Annotated in this window: 2 rRNA genes; both read left to right on the plus strand. The window is 56.7% G+C overall.

Features of this window, described 5'->3' with window-relative positions:
* Positions 1-56 precede the first annotated feature (56 nt).
* A 23S ribosomal RNA gene (locus ACWD38_RS29955) occupies positions 57-3,138 on the plus strand.
* Between the two features lie 114 nt (positions 3,139-3,252).
* A 5S ribosomal RNA gene (gene rrf / locus ACWD38_RS29960) occupies positions 3,253-3,370 on the plus strand.
* The last annotated feature ends 7 nt before the right edge of the window (positions 3,371-3,377 follow it).

Below are 3,377 nucleotides of genomic sequence, written 5' to 3' on the forward strand. Positions count from 1 at the left end.
GGTGTGTTTTCTTGGTTGTTGTTTGAGAACTGTATAGTGGATGCGAGCATCTTTGTGGCCAAGTTATGTAGGGCACATGGTGGATGCCTTGGTACCAGGGGCCGATGAAGGACGTGGGAGGCTGCGAAATGCCTCGGGGAGCTGTCAACCGAGCTGTGATCCGAGGGTGTCCGAATGGGGAAACCCAGCCCGAGTGATGTCGGGTTACCGCTTCCTGAATGTATAGGGTTGCGGGGGGAACGCGGGGAAGTGAAACATCTTAGTACCCGTAGGAAGAGAAAACACTGGTGATTCCGTGAGTAGTGGCGAGCGAAAGCGGAGGAGGCTAAACCGGGCGCGTGGGATACCTGGCAGGGGTTGCGTGTTCGGTGTTGTGGGGCATTACTGGAGGAGGCTGCCGGCTCTTCAGCGTGGTTGTGTGTGTTAGTTGAACAGGTTGGGATGCCTGGCCGGAGTGGGTGAGAGTCCCGTAGGCGAAAATGCACATGGCGCGTGTGGTGGTGTTCCCGAGTAGCAGCGTTTCCGTGGAGGGTGCTGTGAATCTGGCGGGACCACTCGCTAAGCCTAAATACTTCCTGGTGACCGATAGTGGATAGTACCGTGAGGGAATGGTGAAAAGTACCCCGGGAGGGGAGTGAAATAGTTCCTGAAACCATGTGCCTGCAATCCGTCAGAGCGTGACCTTTTGGGGTTGTGTGATGGCGTGCCTTTTGAAGAATGAGCCTGCGAGTTGCTGCTGCGTGGCGAGGTTAACCTTGTGTGGGGTAGCCGGAGCGAAAGCGAGTCTGAAGAGGGCGTTGAGTCGCGTGGTGCAGACCCGAAGCGGAGTGATCTACCCATGGCCAGGGTGAAGCGCGGGTAAGACCGTGTGGAGGCCCGAACCCACCAGGGTTGAAAACCTGGGGGATGAGTTGTGGGTAGGGGTGAAAGGCCAATCAAACTCCGTGATAGCTGGTTCTCCCCGAAATGCATTTAGGTGCAGCGTTGCGTGTTGCCTGGGTGGGGTAGAGCACTGGTTGGTTGATGGGCCTTATGGGTTACTGACGTCAGCTAAACTCCGAATACGCCTGGGTTGAGCGTGGCAGTGAGACGGTGGGGGAGAAGCTTCATCGTCGAGAGGGAAACAGCCCAGAACACCGGCTAAGGCCCCTAAGTGTGCGCTCAGTGGGAAAGGATGTGGGATTGCCCAGACAACCAGGAGGTTGGCTTAGAAGCAGCCATCCTTGAAAGAGTGCGTAATAGCTCACTGGTCAAGTGGTCCTGCGCCGACAATGTAGCGGGGCTGAAGTGCACCGCCGAAGCCGTGTCAATCAAGTTTTGCTTGGTTGGGTAGGGGAGCGTCCTGCATGCAGTGAAGCGTCGCCGTAAGGCTGGCGTGGAGTGTGTGGGAGTGAGAATGCAGGCATGAGTAGCGAGAGCAGAGTGAGAATCTCTGCCGCCGATTGACTAAGGGTTCCTGGGGCAGGTTCGTCCGCCCAGGGTGAGTCGGGGCCTAAGGCGAGGCCGACAGGCGTAGTCGATGGAGAACGGGTTGATATTCCCGTACCCGTGTGCACGCGCCCATGGTGAAACGGTTGAGACTAACCATCCGCGAGCATGGTGGCTCTTCGGAGTTGTTGTGTGAGTGCATGGGACCTGATTCCGCGGTAGTCAAGTGATGGGGTGACGTAGTGGGGTAGCTGTGCCAGTGAGTGGTAGTACTGGTGTAAGCCTGTAGCCTGTCGTCTAGGTAAATCCGGGCGGCGTGAAGGGTGAGGGGTGATGCGTAGCCGTTGTGGTGAAGTCAGTGATCCCGTGCTACCGAGAAAAGCCTCTAGCGATGTGTGTGCATGGCCCGTACCCGAAACCGACACAGGTGGTCAGGTAGAGTATACCGAGGCGGTCGGGTGAACTGTGGTCAAGGAATTCGGCAAATTGCCCCCGTAACTTCGGGAGAAGGGGGGCCACGGCTGGTGATCATCCTTGCGGTGGGAGCTGGTGGTGGCCGCAGAGGCCAGGGAGAAGCGACTGTTTACTAAAAACACAGGTCCGTGCGAAGTCGTAAGACGATGTATACGGACTGACGCCTGCCCGGTGCTGGAACGTTAAGAGGACCCGTTAGCATCTTTTGGTGTGAAGCGGAGAATTTAAGCGCCAGTAAACGGCGGTGGTAACTATAACCATCCTAAGGTAGCGAAATTCCTTGTCGGGTAAGTTCCGACCTGCACGAATGGCGTAACGACTTCTCCGCTGTCTCGACCACAGGCCCGGTGAAATTGCAGTACGAGTAAAGATGCTCGTTTCGCGCGGCAGGACGGAAAGACCCCGGGACCTTTACTATAGCTTGGTATTGGTGTTCGGTGCGGCTTGTGTAGGATAGGTGGGAGACTGTGAAGCGTTCACGCTAGTGGGTGTGGAGTCGTTGTTGAAATACCACTCTGGTCGTTCTGAGCATCTGAACCTCGGACCCTGATCGGGTTCAGGGACAGTGCCTGGTGGGTAGTTTAACTGGGGCGGTTGCCTCCCAAAGGGTAACGGAGGCGCCCAAAGGTTCCCTCAGCCTGGTTGGTCATCAGGTGTTGAGTGTAAGTGTATAAGGGAGCTTGACTGTGAGACTGACAGGTCGAGCAGGTGCGAAAGCAGGGACTAGTGATCCGGCACTGGCAGGTGGAAGCGGTGTCGCTCAACGGATAAAAGGTACCCCGGGGATAACAGGCTGATCTTGCCCAAGAGTCCATATCGACGGCATGGTTTGGCACCTCGATGTCGGCTCGTCGCATCCTGGGGCTGGAGTTGGTCCCAAGGGTTGGGCTGTTCGCCCATTAAAGCGGCACGCGAGCTGGGTTTAGAACGTCGTGAGACAGTTCGGTCCCTATCCGCCGCGCGCGTAGGAGATGTGAGGAAGGCTGTCCCTAGTACGAGAGGACCGGGACGGACGGACCTCTGGTGTGCCAGTTGTTCCGCCAGGAGCAGGGCTGGTTGGCTACGTTCGGGAGGGATAACCGCTGAAAGCATCTAAGCGGGAAGCCTGTTCCAAGATGACGTCTCCCACCCTTTGTGGGTTAAGGCCTCCTAGAGATGATGGGGTTGATAGGCTCGGCATGGAAGCACAGTAATGTGTGGAGTGGACGGGTACTAATAGGCCGAGGACTTGTTCACAAAGATTGCTACGCATCCACTATACGGTGTCTGAGACAACAACTTTGGGTTGTTGATTTCTGAATAGGTTTCACCACGCGATTCACTGGGTGATGGTTGTGGTGTATGTGGTTTGTCGGTGGTTTTAGCGGAGCGGGGAACGCCCGGTCCCATTCCGAACCCGGAAGCTAAGCCCTCCAGCGCCGATGGTACTGCACTCGATAGGGTGTGGGAGAGTAGGACACCGCCGACAATACTCA

The organism is Saccharopolyspora sp. NPDC002578, from assembly GCF_053592695.1.